Origin of the sequence: Nocardia sp. NPDC060249, assembly GCF_042728755.1 — a bacterium.
Classification (GTDB): Bacteria; Actinomycetota; Actinomycetes; order Mycobacteriales; family Mycobacteriaceae; genus Nocardia.
The window spans coordinates 79010-94911 of record NZ_JBHXAQ010000011.1 but is presented as its reverse complement, the minus strand read 5'-3'; the positions used below and the strand labels follow the sequence as shown (position 1 = coordinate 94911).

At 68.9% G+C, this 15902-nt stretch carries 9 protein-coding genes; 7 read left to right on the top strand and 2 right to left on the bottom strand.

All coding sequences use genetic code 11. The annotated features are described in order from the left end of the window. Window positions 1-74 precede the first annotated feature (74 nt). The gene (locus ACFWFP_RS28350; protein ID WP_379300001.1) at window positions 75-650 is read left to right on the top strand and encodes a TetR/AcrR family transcriptional regulator; all 576 of its coding nucleotides are present in this window, start codon (window positions 75-77) and stop codon (window positions 648-650) included. A gap of 43 nt (window positions 651-693) precedes the next feature. Here ACFWFP_RS28350 and ACFWFP_RS28345 read toward each other — a convergent pair whose 3' ends face one another. Next, the gene (locus tag ACFWFP_RS28345) at window positions 694-1851 is read right to left on the bottom strand and encodes a DUF5925 domain-containing protein (protein WP_379299999.1); all 1158 of its coding nucleotides are present in this window, start codon (window positions 1849-1851) and stop codon (window positions 694-696) included. 97 nt (window positions 1852-1948) lie between these two features. Here ACFWFP_RS28345 and ACFWFP_RS28340 point away from each other — a divergent pair, with 97 nt between their 5' ends. After that, window positions 1949-3514 (top strand): MFS transporter, encoded by a 1566-nt coding sequence (locus tag ACFWFP_RS28340; RefSeq protein WP_379299997.1) that lies wholly within the window; start codon window positions 1949-1951, stop codon window positions 3512-3514. A gap of 115 nt (window positions 3515-3629) precedes the next feature. On the opposite strand, the gene ACFWFP_RS28335 is transcribed toward ACFWFP_RS28340, so the two are convergent. Then, window positions 3630-4343, bottom strand: a complete 714-nt coding sequence (locus ACFWFP_RS28335) for a hypothetical protein (RefSeq protein ID WP_379299995.1) — start codon at window positions 4341-4343, stop codon at window positions 3630-3632. 154 nt (window positions 4344-4497) lie between these two features. Between ACFWFP_RS28335 and ACFWFP_RS28330 the strand changes: the two genes are divergently transcribed. The 5 genes from ACFWFP_RS28330 (at window position 4498) to ACFWFP_RS28310 (ending at window position 15872) form a co-directional block, all read left to right on the top strand. Further along, complete coding sequence (locus ACFWFP_RS28330; protein WP_379299993.1) at window positions 4498-5496, top strand: iron chelate uptake ABC transporter family permease subunit; 999 nt, start codon at window positions 4498-4500, stop codon at window positions 5494-5496. Next, window positions 5493-6548: a FecCD family ABC transporter permease gene (locus ACFWFP_RS28325; protein ID WP_379299991.1), complete on the top strand. Its 1056-nt coding sequence runs from the start codon at window positions 5493-5495 to the stop codon at window positions 6546-6548. Before ACFWFP_RS28330 ends, ACFWFP_RS28325 begins: the two co-directional genes overlap by 4 nt. Before the next feature lie 12 nt (window positions 6549-6560). Next, complete coding sequence (locus ACFWFP_RS28320; RefSeq protein ID WP_379299989.1) at window positions 6561-7367, top strand: ABC transporter ATP-binding protein; 807 nt, start codon at window positions 6561-6563, stop codon at window positions 7365-7367. 94 nt (window positions 7368-7461) lie between these two features. Then, window positions 7462-14817 (top strand): amino acid adenylation domain-containing protein, encoded by a 7356-nt coding sequence (locus tag ACFWFP_RS28315; protein ID WP_379299987.1) that lies wholly within the window; start codon window positions 7462-7464, stop codon window positions 14815-14817. A gap of 56 nt (window positions 14818-14873) precedes the next feature. Next, on the top strand, window positions 14874-15872 hold the full coding sequence (locus tag ACFWFP_RS28310) for an ABC transporter substrate-binding protein (protein WP_379299985.1): 999 nt from the start codon (window positions 14874-14876) through the stop codon (window positions 15870-15872). Window positions 15873-15902: the final 30 nt, after the last annotated feature.

The window sequence follows — 15902 nt, the reverse complement described above, 5'->3', positions numbered from 1 at the left end:
CACCGATCGGTGTACTTACCCGACGGTAGTACACCGATCGGTATACTTCAATCGGACCGACCGAAAGGATGTCGATGGCAGCACGCGACGGACTCGTCCAGAGCACGATCGACCTGGTGCGCCGCAACGGCGTGGCCGGGACCGGTGTCGCGAACCTGCTCGACCACAGTGGGCTCTCCCGCCGGACGATCTACCTGAACTTCCCCGGCGGCAAGTCCGAGTTGATCACCGAGGCCACCCGCGTCGCGGGCCGGGCGATGACCACGCTGATCGAGACCTTCAGCAAGAACGCCAAGCCGGAGGAAACCATCGCTTCGTTCTCCGACGCGTGGAAACAGGTCGTCGAGTCCAGCGACTTCCTCGCCGGCTGCCCGATCGTGGCCGCGGCATTGGGGCGCTCGGAGTCGCCCGCGGCGGCCGACGCGGCAGGCGAGGCGTTCGGCGACTGGGAGCGGACCCTGGAGACCCGGCTACGCGCGGAGAACATCGACCCCGACACCGCCAGCTCCCTGGCGACAACCGTCATCGCCACGATCGAGGGCGCGGTGGTGATGTCGCTCGCCAAGCACAGCACCGAGCCGCTCGATCGCGTCGGCCGTCACCTCACCGAGCTGGTCAGGGCACACATCCGGCCGGTCGGCACGTCGTGACCGGCACGCCGGGCGAGGCCGGGAAGGTCGGTCTACGGGTGCCTTACAGGTACATGCCGACGTCGGCCGAGTGGTCGATGGTCGACCGGATCTGAATCCCGCCGTCGCGGTGGGCGACCAGTTCGGCGAGGGTCGCGCCGTCGGGAAAGCTCGACTCGGCGATGGCCCCGTCCTGGCGGGCCAGCCACTCATCGGCCTCCGTCGCCGAGAGCCGGCCGACCTCGAGTTGAGCCAGGCAACGGCCCGGTCGAACCACGGCGGGGTGCAGCCGCGAGAGGTCTTCGTTCGTGGTGATCGCGATCAAGACATTGCGACCCTGACCCAGCATGCCGTCGGTGAGATTGAGCAGACGCGAAAGTTTCTGCCCCGCCGCTTCTTTCGCCTCGCCGCGAATCAGTTCGTCGCAGTCCTCGAGCACCAGCAGCCGCCAGCGGCCGTCCTCGTCGTCGCCATCGGCGCCCGCCGCGACTTCCATCAGGTAGCCGGGATTGCTGAACAATTCCTCCGGATCGACGACACAGTCGACCTGACACCACGGCGCCCATGACCGTGCGAGCGCACGCAGCGCGGTGGTCTTGCCGGTGCCGGGCTCACCGTGCAGCAACACCAGCCGTCCCTTGATATCGGCGACGCCGAGCCCCATCAATCGCTCCATGCTCGCGGACACCGAGCCGGTGTAGTTGCCGCGAATCTCCGCCCACGCGGGCGCCGCGATCTGGCGTCGCCTGCGCGCGGGGCGCCGGACGTCCATGTGCCAGAATCCCATCTCGACCGTGGCTTCACTGTCACGTGACAATGAAGCCCCATCGGTAGCCTTAGCCAGCACGTCGACGGCGAGTTCGTCGCTCACGGCGGTCACTTCGACCGTGGCCGACCCGCTCGCCCACCGCACGGCCCGTAGCGCCCAGCCGTCACCGGCCGCGAGCAGGGCACTGCTGTCGTCGTCGGCGACCGAGCGCACGATCCGCGAGTCGGCGGGCCGCAGCGCCGCGTCGGGGCGCACCCGGTCGAGGTGGGCCTGGCGGGCGAACGGCTGGTCACCGCGCAGGAACGGGGCAAGGGCGAGCGCGTCGATCGCATCGCGGGTCGAATAGGTGGAGTCGATGGTCGCCGACCACGGAAACGGCTCGCCCTGATCCTGCGGCTGACGCGGCGAATCGACGAGCCTGAGCTGTTCATTACGTGTGGACACCGAGCCCATGATCGTGGGCCCCGGCCCGGAATGTCCAATGACTTACGGGGCGCACCGCCGGAAAACTCGCTGGCACCGAAGGCGAATCCGTCGGTACGGTCGTAGTGTGACGTCCACCCAGCGCGACCAGTCCCCGCCGGAATCCGCCACGCAGGCCGGGATCAAGGAGTGGGTCGGGCTGGCCGTGCTCGCCCTGCCGACACTGCTCATCTCGATGGATCTGAGCGTGCTCTACCTGGCGATCCCCCGCATCAGCGAAGCACTCCAACCCAGCAGCTCCCAATTGCTGTGGATCCTCGACATCTACGGCTTCCTGGTCGCCGGCTTCCTCATCACCATGGGCACCCTCGGCGACCGCATCGGCCGACGCAAGCTCCTGATGATCGGCGCCTTGGCCTTCGGTGTCGCCTCGGTGATCGCCGCGTACTCGACCAGCGCGAACATGCTGATCGGCACCCGCGCGCTGCTCGGCATCGCGGGCGCGACGCTGATGCCGTCCACGCTGGCGCTGATCCGCAACATGTTCCACGACGACCGCCAGCGCACCGCCGCGATCAGCGTGTGGATGACCAGTTTCATGGTCGGCATGGTGATCGGGCCGCTCGTCGGTGGCGCGATGCTGGAGAACTTCTGGTGGGGCTCGGTATTCCTGGTAGCGGTGCCCGCGATGGTATTGCTGCTGGCGACCGGGCCGTTCCTGCTGCCCGAGTACAAGGACCCGAACCCGGGCAAGCTCGACATTCTCAGCGCGGTCCTGTCGCTGCTGTCGGTGATGGGCGTCATCTACGGCATCAAGGAGCTCGCCAAGGACGGTGTGTCGATCGAGGCTGTCGGCGTCCTGGTCGGTGGTCTGGTGCTCGGCACGGTGTTCGTCCTGCGCCAGCAGCGCCTGACCAATCCGCTGATCGACCTGCGCCTGTTCGGCAATGTCCGGTTCAGTGGGTCACTGGTCGCGTTGATGGTCGCCATGCTGGCCATGGGTGGGCTGTTCCTGTTGCTCGCGCAGTATCTGCAACTGGTGCTCGGCCTTTCGGCGTTCCAGGCAGGTCTGTGGACCGTGCCGCAGGCGGCCGCGATGGTCGTGGCGGCCGGGGTGGTGAGCGCGCTCGCGCCCAAGATCCGGCCCGCGTACCTGATGGCCGGCGGCCTGATCATCGCCATGGCCGGGTACGCGCTGTTCACGCAGCTCTCCGGGGCCGACGACCTGGCGTTGATCGTCACCGGCATGGTGGTGTTCTCCCTCGGCTTGAGCCCGATGTTCGTCCTCGGTCTCGATCTGATCGTCGGTGCGGTCGATCCGGCGCGCGCCGGTGCCGCCTCGGCCATCTCCGAAACCGGTCAGGAATTGTCCGCGGCGCTGGGCGTGGCGGTGATCGGCAGCATCGGCACCGCCGTCTACCGCGGACAGATGTCGCAGCAGCTGCCCGCCGGACTTCCGCCGGAGGTCGCGCAGGTCGCCGAGGACACGCTCGCGGGCGCCCTGCACGTCGCGACGACACTGCCCGAAACGCTCGGCGCCGAGTTGACCACGGTCGCTCGCGAGGCCTACACCCAAGCGCTGCAGGTGAACTCGGTGGTCGGCATCGGCCTCACCGCCGTCGCCGCCGGACTGGTGATGGGTCTGCTCCGGCAGATCCCCGCGCCGAACGAGAAGACATCCGGCACCGAATGACCTAGGTGGTTCGGACACAACAAATCCCGCCCGATGCTGATCGGGCGGGATTCGTCTCTCGCTGAGTTGTCCCCTCCGCGAGGTTCGTTCGGCCGATTCGGCCGAGGTCTATCGCCTACTTGGCAGCCGGCGCGGTGTTCGGCATCGGCGAGTTGATGGTGGTGAAGTACTGCACCGCGGCCATGATCGCGACGGGAGCGGTGATGAAGATCTGGCCCGCGAGGGTGCCGAGCGCGCCGATCGCCATGATGCCGGCGATGCAGCCGACGGCCGCGGCCGGGATGAACGGGCCGAACATGCCGACGATGGTCGCCGAGGCGATGGTGGCGCCGGCGATGCCGCCGAGCACACAACCGATCGCGCCGCCGCCGAGACCGCCGACCAGGGTGGCGATGCTGGCGCCCAGCGAGATGGTGCTGCCCAGACGGCTCCACGCCGCCTGCTCACGGTCGTATTCGCTCTTCCACGGCGCCTTGTCCTCATACGGCAGCGCGACCGGCTTGTAGGCGGCGTGCGCCAGGTCGAACTGCGGCGTCAGCGTGGCGTTGCGGCCCGAGATGTCGGCGGCGATCGGGAACACGAATTCGTCCACACGGAAGGCCAATTCGGTGCCCGCTACGGTGGTGCCGTTGGCAGCCTTGATCTTGAAGACGCCGTCCTCGACCACCATGGAGCCCGAGTCGGTGCCGATGATCGTGGAGGTCTCGGTGGTGGTGGACGTGTAGTTGATCGGCTCATCCGCGGCAGGTGCTGCGTGGCTGGTTCCGGCAGCGATGCCGAGGGCAACGCTGACGGTGGAGGCCAGCAGAGCGAACTTGGTGATTTTCACGGGGGTGAACCTTTCGTGTTCCTCGTGGTGAGATGCGCGGCGCACAAGCTGCGGACCGAACGAGATGTGACCATAGCTAGGCAAGCCTCACCTATCAAGACCTTGCTTAGGCTAACCTCCAGTAGACCCAGTTTCGCCGCGAGAGAGAACCCTGATGAGAAATCCGCGTTGGCGCGGGTGGCTTCTTGCCGTCTTCGTGCTGGTCGCAGTATGTGCTCTCAGCCTGCTGGTCGGCACGAAAGCTATTGCTGTCAGCGATGTCTGGCAGGCACTGTTCGGCGAGACCACCACCCCCGACCATGTGACCGTCACCGAGTACCGCGTGCCACGTACGCTGCTCGGACTGCTGGTCGGACTCGCGCTCGGCGTCGCGGGCTGCTTGATGCAGGGCCTGACCCGCAACCCTCTGGCAGACCCCGGCCTGCTCGGCGTCAACGCGGGCGCGGCCTTCGCGATCACCATCGCCGTCGCGATGTTCGGCGTGAGCGAGATCACATCGTATGTCTGGTTCGGATTCCTCGGCGCCGCCCTGGTATCGGTGGTCGTCTACCGCGTGGGCACCGCCGGGCGATCCGGCACCGATCCGGTGCGGCTGACGCTGGCCGGTGTCGCCGCCACCGCGGTTCTCGGCGGCCTCACCAGAGGCTTGATCCTGATGCACCCCAAGGCTTTCGACGAGATGCGCCAATGGGATTCCGGCGACCTCGCCGGACGCGGGTTCGACATTCTCCTCGGCGCGACCCCGTTCATCGTGGCGGGCCTGATCATCGCGGCGCTGTGCGCGCGCTCGCTCAACGCGGTGGCGCTCGGCGACGATCTGGCGAACTCGCTGGGTGTGCACGTGGGGCGCACGCGCCTGTTCACCGCGCTGGCGGTGGTGCTGCTGTGCGGCACCGCGACCGCCGCGGTGGGCCCGATCGCGTTCGTCGGTCTCGCGGTTCCGCATGTGGCGCGGTGGCTGATCGGACCCGATCAACGCTGGATCTTCGCCTATTCGCTCCTGCTGGCGCCGATCCTGGTGCTCTCGTCCGACATCGTCGGGCGCCTCATCATTCGTCCCGATGAAGTTCCCGCCGGCCTGGTCACCGCGTTCCTCGGAGCGCCGGTACTGATCTGGCTGGCCCGTCGCGCAAGAGTAGGAGCCGCCGCATGAGTTCGACGATCGATTTCGGCCGCGCGATGCTGGTGGTCCGGCCGCGCGGAACCCGTTTCTCCGCCCGGATCGGCGTGCGCACCCTGGTGGTATGCGCTGTCCTGCTCACGATCTCGGTGGTGACAGCGGTGCTGGCACTGGGCAGCGGCGACTATCTGATCCCGCCGATGCGGGTGCTGCGCGCGCTGGTGATCGGCGACGAGCGGTTCGACCGGCTGGTGGTGTGGGACTGGCGGCTGCCGCGCATCCTGCTCGCGCTGATCCTCGGCGCGGCACTGGGCGTGAGCGGCGCCATTCTGCAATCGGTGACCAGGAATCCGCTGGGCAGCCCGGACATCGTCGGGTTCAACACCGGCGCCTACACCGGCGCGCTGATCGCCATCCTGGCCCTGGGCGGTGGGCACCTGCAGACCGCGACCGGTGCGGTGATCGGCGGGCTCGGCGCCGCGTTGGTCATCCATCTACTCGCGTTCCGGCACAACGTGGCCGGGTTCCGGCTGATCATCGTCGGCATCGGCGTCAGCGCCATGCTCGCCTCGATCAACACCTGGCTGATCCTGCGCGCCGACCTGGACGCGGCGATGTCGGCGGCGGCCTGGGGCGCGGGCACGCTCAACGGGCTCTCGTGGCCGCAGGTCGGTCCCGCGGTGGTGATCCTCGCGCTGCTGGCGATCGCGCTGATCCCCGCGGCTCCCCGCTTGCAGATTCTCGAACTCGGTGACGATACCGCCAAGGCGTTCGGCCTCGATGTCAGCCGGGCGATGCTGTGGCTGATCGTGCTCAGCGTCGCGTTCACCGCGGTGGCGACGGCGGTCGCGGGCCCGATCGCCTTCGTCGCCCTCGCCGCACCGCATCTGGCGCGCAAACTGGCCCGCACGCCGTCGATCGCGCTCGCGCCCTCGGCGGCGATGGGGGCGATGTTGCTGATCACCTGCGACTGGATCGCCCAGCACGCGTTCGCGCCGACCACCGTGCCGGTGGGCCTCGTCACCGTCTCGGTCGGCGGTCTGTACCTGGCGTATCTGCTGGTCGCCGAGGCGCGACGGAACTAGGAAAGCGAAAAGATGAACGACACTTCACGACTGCGCGCCGACCGGGTCCGCCTGGGCTACAAGGGCACCACGATCAGCGACCAGCTGTCGGTGGATATCCCCGACGGCAAGTTCACGGTGATCATCGGCCCGAACGCGTGCGGCAAGTCCACGCTGCTGCGCGCGCTGGCCCGGCTGCTCACCCCCGAGTCGGGCACCGTACTGCTCGACGGCAAACCGATCGGCTCCTACCCGGCCAAGCAGGTGGCCAGGCAGATCGGCCTGCTACCGCAGACCTCGACCGCACCGGACGGCATCCGGGTGGCCGATCTTGTCGCCCGGGGCCGCTATCCGCATCAGACGCTGCTGCGGCAGTGGTCGAAGACCGACGAGGAAGCCGTCACGTCGGCGATGGCGGCGACCGGTGTCACCGAGCTGTCGGCGCGGATGGTCGACGAACTGTCGGGCGGTCAGCGCCAGCGGGTGTGGATCGCGATGGTGCTCGCCCAGGACACCCCGCTGATCCTGCTCGACGAGCCGACGACCTACCTCGACATCGCCTACCAGATCCAGCTCTTGGACCTGTGCCGGTCGCTGAACCGGGATTCCGGGCGAACCGTGGTGGCCGTGCTGCACGACCTCAACCACGCCTTCCGCTACGCCGATCACCTCATCGCCATGCGTGACGGACGGGTGGTCGCCACCGGGGCACCCGCCGACATCGTGACCGCCGAACTCGTCGACGAGGTCTTCTCGCTGCGGTGCCGGATCGTCGACGACCCGGAAACCGGTACACCGCTGGTGGTTCCCCTCGCCGAGGATGCCGCCAAGGTGCGCTAGACCTGCGGCGATGCCATGGACGGAAGCGAAGTCCCCCAAATTTATTAAGTTAGGCTAACCTAATTATGTGAACGCGACGAGGGAGGGAGTTGCCGTGACAGATAGTCGCGAGTTGGCACTGACCGGACCGCAGCTCGGCATCTGGAATGCCCAGCGCTTCGATCCCGAGTCCGGGCGATATCTGGTCGGCGAAGTCCTCGAGATCACCGGGGACGCGCCGATCGATGTCGACCTGCTGAGCGAGGCGATCCGTCGCACCGTCACCGAGGCCGAGAACATGCGGTTGCGGTTCATCGACACCGCCGACGGGCCACGGCAATTCGTGAGCGAGGCCGCGACCGTGCTGCGGCCGACCGTCGACCTGCGCGCCGCCGCGGAACCGCTGGCCCTCGCCTACGAGGCGGTCGCGCTCGAGCGCGCGCAGGCCGCGCAACGGTGCCGCGGCATGGTCGACCGGCAACTGTACAACTACACGCTGATCCGGATCTCCGACTGTGTGGTCTGGTGCGTGCAGCTCTACCACCACCTCATCGTCGACGGCTACAGCGCGGCGTTGCTCTCGCGCCGAGTCGCCGCTCACTACACCGCGCTGCGACGCGGAAAGCCCTCGCCCAAACAAACTTTCGGCACCATCGCCGACCTGATCGCCGAGGAGCAGGCTTACCGCGCCGGTCCCGAATTCGAGGCCGACCGCGACTACTGGCGAGACCAGCTCACCCCGTGGCCCGATCTCGACGGTCGTGGTCGCCAGGTGGGCGGTGCGGTGCAGCGGACGATCCGCGCCGAAGCGATCCTGTCCCCCGAACTGCTCGCCGCACTGCGCGAGAGCGCCGACCGGCACGGCATCACCTGGGCCGACGCGCTCGTCGCCTGCTACGCCGCGTTCCTGCACCGGCTCCTCGGCACCGGCGACGTGGTGGTCTCGATGCTGCTGATGGGCCGGGTCGGCCGCGCCGCCCTGCGCACCCCCGCCATGGCGGTGAACGTGCTCCCCCTTCGGGTCACGGTGAGCGCGGGTGACCGGCTCGGCGCGCTGGGCACCCGCATCGCCGACACGTTGCGCGAGGTCCGCAAGCACCAGCGCTACAGCGGCGACGATCTCGCCCGTGACTTCCACGGCCACGGCGCGGGCGAACTCCTGCACGGAATCGGCATCAACCTCAAGGTTTTCGACTTCACCCTCGACTTCGACGGCGCGCGCGGCGTTCTGCGCAATGTCGCGGGCGGCCCCCCGGAAGACCTCGGGCTGACCGTCACCCCGCTGCCCGACGGCTCGGTGCTGGCCGGATTCGAATCCGACGCGCGCACCAATGACGCGGAGACGGTGCGCGGGCGGATCGCCGGGTTGGTCCGGGTGATCGAGGCGTTCACCGGGTCGGACGAGCTCGCGGTGGGCGCGCTCGAACTGCTCGATCCGGCCGAGCGCACGCGATTGCTGGACACTCGATCTCCGGCAATGCGGCTGCCCGGCAGCGAAACCCGGACTCCGCTCGACGAGCCGTCGCCCGCGATGGTCCCCGGCATTCTCGAACAGGTGCTCGCCGAGCGACCGGACGCCGTGGTGCTGAGTTCGGCAGCGCACGAGTACACCGCCGCCGAACTTCGATTCCGGGTGCACCGCCTCGCGCGATTCCTGCGCGCGGCCGGGGTCGGTCCGGACTCGATCGTCGGCCTCGCACTGCCTCGCGATGGGGAATTCGTGGTCGCGCTACTGGCCGTCTGGCGAGCCGGTGGCGCCTATCTGCCGCTGGATCCGGAACATCCGGTCGCTCGGCTGCGCGCGACGATCGCCGACGCGTCGCCGGCGATGGTGCTCAGCGCAGGCGAGTTGGCGGCCCAGCTCGGTGCCGACGCGGTCGCGATCGACGGCGCCGACTTCCGCGCGAAGCTGGACGACTGCACCGGCATCGACGTCGATCTCGCGGTGCGGCCCGAGCACGCGGCGTACGTCATCTACACCTCCGGCTCGACCGGTTCGCCGAAAGGTGTTGTCGTACAACACGGCTCCCTGGCAGCGCTCGTCGCCGCGCACCGCGCCGGAATCTACGGAGCCGCCGCGACCCGTGCGGGCGACCGTCAGCTGACCATCGCGCACACCACGTCCTTCGCCTTCGACGCCTCGCTCGATCCGCTGCTCTGGATGACCGCCGGACACCGAATCCACGTGTACGACAGCGACACCCGGCGCGACCCCGCAGCCCTGGTCAGGGCCTTCGCCCGGGACGGCATCGACATCGTCGACGGCACGCCGTCATTGGTCGCCGCCCTGCTGGAACACGGCTTGACCAGCGAACCACCGTTGATGCTGGTGATCGGAGGCGACGCCTGCTCGGCGCAGCTCTGGGGCGCGATCGATCGTGGCGGGTTCGCGGCGGTCAATCTGTACGGCCCAACCGAAGCGACGGTGGATGTGATCGGGGCGCCGATCGACGCCGCCGGTCCGAGGATCGGGCTGCCGGTCGCGGGCTCGCGAGTGCACCTGCTGGACAACGGATTGCAGATCGTCGCCGACGGACAGGTGGGCGAGCTGTATCTCGCCGGTCCACAGATCGCGCGCGGCTACCTCGGCCGGTTCGCCACTACCGCACAATCTTTCGTCGCCGATCCGTACGGCCCGCCGGGAGCGCGGATGTATCGCACCGGCGACCGGGCGCGCTGGGTCCGCGGACACGGGTACGAATACCTGGGCCGGGTCGACAACCAGGTGAAGATCCGCGGCCATCGTGTCGAACTCGGTGATGTCGCCGCGGCCCTCGACGGCCTGCCCGAGATCCGCACCGCGGCTGCCGATATCCGGGAGATCGCCGGTCGGCCCACGCTGATCGGCTACGTCGTCGCCGCGAGCGGCACCCTCGATACCTCGGCCGCGCGCACCCGGCTGGCCGACCTGGTCCCCGAGCACATGGTGCCCGCGCGGCTCGTCGTCCTCGACGCCCTGCCCACCACGGTCAACGGCAAACTCGACCGCACGGCGCTGCCGGACCCGGCAACCGACGACTCCGGACGCGCACCGGTCACCGCTGCCGAATGTGCTGTCCACCAAGCGATATCGACCACCCTCGGTCTCGACGCTGTCAGCATGGACGACGACTTCTTCGCCGTCGGCGGCGACAGCATCACCGCCATCACCGTCAGCAGTACCCTGCGTGCCGAGGGGCTGACCCTGCTTCCCCAGCAACTACTGACCCGCCGCAGCCTCGCCGTGCTGGCCGCCGAGGCTGCCGAAACGGGCGAGATCTCCCCCGCCGGAGGACTTCTCCCCGGCGGCACTCCCGCCGAACCCCGGGACTCGTCGCCGAGTTTCGGATCAATTCGGGAATCGAACACTCAGACCGCGTCGCCCCTGCCGGTAGTGCCCGGCCGGTTGATCCCCGCGCTCTCGCAGACCGACATCGACGCGTTCAGCGCCACCTACGGCCCGGTCGCCGACGTGCTCCCGCTGTCACCGTTGCAGGAGGGACTGCTGTTCCACGCGCTGCGCGACGGTGCCGACGACGTGTACACGATGACGGCCCGGTTCAGCCTCGACGGCGTCATCGATCCGGAGCGGATGGGTGCGGCGTTCGCGAGCATGCTGCGGCGGCATCCGAACCTCGGTGCGGCGTTCAGCTTCGAACAGTTCGACCAGCCGGTGCAGATCGTGCCGCGAGCACCGGCGGCCTCGTGGCGGGTCGAAGATCTCCGCGCGGCTCCCGATTCCGCGGCGCAAGCCCGGCTTTCGGTGCGGCGCGCGGGCGCCGAACCGTTCGACATCGATCAGCCCCCGCTGATCCGCGGCCTCCTGATCCGCCTCACCGACACCTCGCACTGGCTGGTCCTGATCGCCCATCACCTCCTGGCCGACGGTTGGTCGGTGCCGACCATGGTCCGGGAAACCCTCGCCCTCTACACCGGCAAGACCCTCGCGGCCCCCGCCTACTTCGGCGACTACCTCGCCTGGCTCGCCACCCGCGACACCGCGGCCACCCTGCGCTGGTGGACCGACAACCTCACCGGCCTGCGCGCACCGACCCTGTTCGCCGCCCCCACCTCCGCGACCGATCCGGCTTCGCTCACACCGATCGGCCCCGACACCTCGACCGCTCCGACGGCAACGGCCGTCGGCAACGGCTCGCCACCGGAATCGGCCACGACCGGTTTGCGAACGCCGCGCTCGTCCGATTCGCCTTCTGCCCGGCGACAGCGCCCTGCCGGACTGCGGATTCCGCTGGCCGATGCGGTGGCGACGACATTGTCCGAGAAGGCCAGGCAGCACGGGCTGACCATGAACACGGTGCTACAGGGTGCGTGGGCGATGGTGCTGGCGGATCACTTCGGGCGGACCGATGTGGTATTCGGGACCGTGGTGTCCGGACGGCCCGCCGATCTCGACGGTGTCGGCGCGATGGTCGGATTGTTCAGCAATACCGTGCCGGTGCGCGTCTGTCTGGAGGCCGGTCGCCCGGTGGCCGCACAGTTCGGCGAGCTGCAACACACGTCCTTCGACGGCCAGTCACGCGGATACCTCGGGTTGGCCACCATCGAGCGGGCGCTGGGGATCGGGCGGTTGTTCGATTCGCTCGTCGTGTTCCAGAACTTCCCGAAAGCCGGCCTGTTGCAGCCGGATCCCGGTGGGGTTCAGGTGGTGGACGTCGATGTGGACGGGTCGACGGACTTCCCGGTCACGGTGACCGCACTGCCCGGAGCCGAGTTCGCGCTGATGCTGCACCACGATCCGGCTGCGGTGCCGGGCCCGGTCGCCACCCGCCTGAGTGATCGGCTCGGCGCCGTATTGTCCACGCTGGCAGCCGATCTCGACCGGTCCGTCGGCGCCGCCATGACCGCTGCGATGCCGCCGGAAACACGCGGCAGCACCCTCGCCGAGTGGTCGGCGACGGCGACGATCTCCGCCGATGCTCCGGCCCTCACCGCGAACGAGGTGACGATCTCGTTCGGTGAATTCGACAGCCGGGTCCATCGGCTCGCGCGATGGCTCATCGGCCGGGGAGTTCGGACCGAAACTGTGGTCGCGGTGGCGATGACGCGCGGCATCGAGTCGATCGTCGCGGCGCACGCGGTGTGCCGGTCGGGCGGGGTCTACCTGCCGATCGACCCGCACAGTCCCGCGCAGCGAGTTGATCGAATCCTCGCGACATCGTCCGCCGTACTGGTTCTCACCACCGCCGCCGACGGCTTCGAGACCGATCGCGCACCCGTGGCCCAGGTCGAGACACTGGACCTGTCCGGTTACGCCGATACCTCGGTCACCGATCTCGACCGGCTCGCGCCGCTGCTCCCCCGCAACGCCGCCTACCTGCTGTTCACCTCGGGCTCCACCGGTGAACCCAAGGGGGTGAACGTCTCCCACGAGGCCATCGTCAACACCTTCGAGTGGATGCAGCGACGGCACCGGTTCGGCGCGGGCGACACCGTCCTCTACCGCACCGCGGCGACTTTCGACGCCTCCCTGCTCGAGTTGTTCCTGCCGCTCCTGGTCGGTGCGCGCGTCGTCGCCGCACCGGTGTCGGGTCGGCTCGACCGCGATCCGCACTACCTCGCCGAATTGATGGCGAACGAGCGGGTGGGTATGGTCCAGCTCACGTCGTCGATGCTCACCGTGCTCGCCGAGGAAGCCGACCTGAGCGGCTGCGCCGCCCTGCGCTGTGTGATCACCGGTGGCGAACCGCTGCCGCCGCCGACCGCGGCGCGAATCAGAGCGATCACCGGTGCCCGCGTCCACAACCTGTACGGGCCCACCGAGGCCGCCGTGTGCATCACCCACCACGAGACCTCCGGCGCCGACAGCGGCAACGTCCCGATCGGCCTGCCCGCCACCGGTGCCGACGTGCGGGTTCTCGACGCCGCGCTGCGCCCGGTTCCGGTCGGAATGATCGGCGAGTTGTATCTCACGGGAACACAATTGGCGCGCGGCTACCTCGCGCGCCCGGCCCGGACCGCGGGTTCGTTCGTCGCCGATCCGCAGGGTGACGGCGAACGGATGTACCGCACCGGCGATCTCGTGAGCTGGGGTCCGCACGGCGAACTCGACTATGTGGGCCGTGCCGACAGCCAGGTGAAGCTGCGTGGTCAGCGGATCGAACTCGGCGAAATCGAGGCCGCCCTGCTGAGTTGCCCCGGTGTCGCCCACTCCGCGGTGATCCTGCGCGAGGACACCCCCGGCGACCAGCGTCTCGCGGCCTACCTGGTCCCTAAAGCGGGTACCGAGATCGACCTCGCCGCAGTTCGTTCGGGTTTGCGCGCGCGGGTGCCCGCCTACATGGTCCCGGCGGCGTTCGTCGTCCTCGACCACATCCCTCGCACGACGAGCGAGAAGATCGATCGCAAGGCCCTGCCGGTCCCGGCCTACACCGCAGGGCAGCCCATCTCCGCGGACACCGTCGGCGACCACGATTCGCCGACGTCACCCGGCACCCGCGATCACTCTTCGATGCCGGCGGCTGCGATCGGGGTCGGCCCGCAGAGGGATGGTCGAACAGGCGAACTGGTCGACGCTGTTCGCACGGCGATGGCGAGTGTGCTGTCCACGGCCGACCTCGGCGCCGACGACGACTTCTTCGAGGCGGGTGGGCACTCGCTCACCGCCGTTCGCGTGATGGGCAGGCTTCGGCGAGCGGGCCTGGCCGTCGTGCTCGACGACATCTTCGAGGCGCCCTCGCCGCGTGCCCTCGCCGCGCGAATCACGCAGAGCGACAGCGAGTCTCGCGCAACGGCCGGGACCGACAACCCCTGGGGTTCGCGACTGGATCATGTCCTCGAACTGCGCACCACCGGATCACGGGAACCCCTGTTCTGCGTCCATCCGGTCGGCGGCACGGCCTGGCAGTTCGGCCCACTCGCTCGCCTGTTGCGAGCCGACCGCCCCATCGTCGGCTTGCAGCTGCCGACCCTGAGCGACAACACCTTCCGCGCCGAGACCGTCGACGAACTGGCAGCGCACTACGTCGCCACGATCCGCCGAATCCAACCGCACGGCCCCTACCACCTGCTCGGCTACTCACTCGGCGGCACCATCGCCCACGCCATGGCCGCCGAACTGATCGCGGAGGACGAGCAGGTCGCCTTCACGGGGCTGGTCGACGCCTTCGCGCTGTCCGATCTCACCGAACAGGCGACCCGCGCGCTCACCGACCCCGCCGACCTGGACCGGCTGCTGCCCGAAATACCGGACGACGCACCAGAACTGGCGACGAAACTGCGCGACGCCGCGACCGAACTGCTCGGCATGGTCACCGCCTCCACCCCGGCCGAGTACGACGGCCCGATGGCGCTTTACGCCGCCGACACCGGAACCACACCCGGCCGCACCGAGGCGCAACTGGCGGGCTGGCGGTCCGCCCACGCCCGGCCGGTGGTGCGCCGACTGCCCTACTCACACTTCGAGATCGTGTCGCCCGCCGGCTGGGCCGAGGTCGCGGCGCTTCTCGACACAGACCCGGTGATCAGCGGATGAGCTCACAGCACACCGCTTTTCACCGTTCGAAAAGAAAGATGAGGACAACCCCTTCCATGTTCACCACTCGATCATCGGGCAGGCTCCGCGCCACCCTCGCCCTGCTGGTTCTCGCGCTCATCGCGGCGCTCACCGGCTGTAGCAGCTCCTCGGGCGACACCGCCTCGCCCACCGGTCCGCGCGAGGTCCAGACGCCGAAGGGCACCGTCTCCGTACCCGCCGACCCGCAGCGCATCGTCGTGCTCAACGGCACCCTGGCCGGCTACCTCTACGACCTGGATGTGCCGGTCGCCGCCGCCGATCCCCGGCTGCTCGGCGTCGCCAGCAAGCCGGGCGAGTTCCCGACCGGCTGGGCCGAGGACGCGGCGAAACAGGGCACCAAGGCCCTGCCGACCGGCGAGAACATCAACCTGGAGTTCATCGCCGCCCAGCGCCCCGACCTGATCATCGGCGGCGGCCAGGGCTACCCGGCCCAGCAGTCGGTGAACGCCTACGACCAGCTCAGCGCGATCGCCCCGACCGTGCTGGTGCCGACCGAGACCACCTACTGGCAGGACCAGCTGCGGGTGATCGCCGATGTGGTCGGCAAGCAGTCCAAGGTCGACCAGCTCATCGCCAACTACAAGGACAAGCTGGCCAAGGCCAAGAGTGCCATCAAGGCGCCCGCGGGCAACACCGTCGTCATGCAGTCGCTCAAGAGCCAGAAGCCGACCGCGTTCGTGCCCACCGCCGCACTGCCCACACTGCTGTCGGAGGTCGGGTTCACCCTCGACCTGCAGCTGGAGAGCAAGGCGGGCAACCCCGCTCGCGAAGCCAGCGCCGACTTCATCAGCTTCAGCCCGGAGCTGCTCAACGCCGCCGTCGACGCCCCGGTGCTGTTCATGATCCCGCTCAACGGCGGCCGCAGCGTGGATGAGCTGCGGGCCGACCCGATGTACGCGTCGCTGCCCTCGTTCAAGGCCAACACCGTCTTCGAACTGCCCGCGACCAGCTCGCGTCCCGATTACCGCACGGTCATGACCACGCTCGATCTGCTCGTCGAACGCTTCAAGTGACCGCGGCCGGCGACCACAGCGCGTGACCTA